Genomic DNA, 671 nt, shown 5'->3' with positions numbered 1-671 from the left:
GCGTTGTCGGGGTCCAGGTCGACGTCGACAAGCACTAGCTCCGTGTCACACTTCTCCACCACCGGAGCGATCTGCGCCTCCACCCGCTCGCACGAACCGCACGTGGAGCGCACCATCAGCTCGACCGTCTTCATCGCAACTCGTCTTCATCGTGCCTACGTCGCTCGCCCTTGTATGATTGCTCACGCTAACACCGCCACCGAAAGAGTCACGATTGCCATGTCAGAACAGCGGGAATTCCTTGCACAATGGTCAGTCTCTCAAGGAAACCTCCGCCGCTTCCTTGAGGACCTACTGCAGCAACACGATCTCAAGCAGTGCACCGCCTACTCCGACAGCATCAACGACCTCCCCATGCTTGAGATGGTCGGCTCCCCCGTTGCCGTCAATCCGGACCGTGCGCTGCGCCGCCACGCGAAAGCCCAAGGCTGGGCCGTCCGCGACTACCGTCCGGTGCGCCGCGCCGTACGCCTGTCCACCCTGCCGGTACTGAGTGCCGCGGGTGAGTTCTCTTTGTGGCGGTTGTGGAGCAAGCGGCAGGACAGGACTCACCATGTCTGATGCGTTTGCCCTGCACACCCCGCGGCTTGAGTTGTCGGTGCCTACACATGCGGATATCGATGCCATTTTTGCGATTCACTCAGATCCCCGCACCTACGAGCACCGCCCCG

2 protein-coding genes and 1 pseudogene are annotated in these 671 nt (G+C 61.7%); 2 read left to right on the top strand and 1 reads right to left on the bottom strand.

Annotation, left to right across the window (positions count from 1 at the left end; genetic code table 11):
• On the bottom strand, window positions 1-134 hold a 134-nt coding region (locus HMPREF2736_RS12600; protein WP_246822036.1), incomplete at its 3' end, for a glutaredoxin family protein.
• A gap of 85 nt (window positions 135-219) precedes the next feature.
• Here HMPREF2736_RS12600 and HMPREF2736_RS12595 point away from each other — a divergent pair.
• Window positions 220-561, top strand: coding sequence for an HAD family hydrolase (locus HMPREF2736_RS12595; protein ID WP_070772463.1), 342 nt, complete (start codon window positions 220-222; stop codon window positions 559-561).
• Window positions 554-671: pseudogene (locus tag HMPREF2736_RS12590) on the top strand (N-acetyltransferase); the annotation flags it as partial. The gene HMPREF2736_RS12595 and the pseudogene HMPREF2736_RS12590, both read left to right, overlap by 8 nt.

Source organism: Corynebacterium sp. HMSC036E10 (assembly GCF_001836265.1).
GTDB classification, from domain to species: Bacteria; Actinomycetota; Actinomycetes; order Mycobacteriales; family Mycobacteriaceae; genus Corynebacterium; species Corynebacterium coyleae.
Note: the sequence above shows the minus strand (reverse complement) of the source record. Positions and strands in the feature narration are given on the sequence as shown.

What these genes read in the sequence shown, in the direction of transcription:
- HMPREF2736_RS12595 (WP_070772463.1), top strand. Translation starts at nt 220, where the DNA reads ATGTCAGAACAGCGGGAATTCCTTGCACAATGGTCAGTCTCTCAAGGA.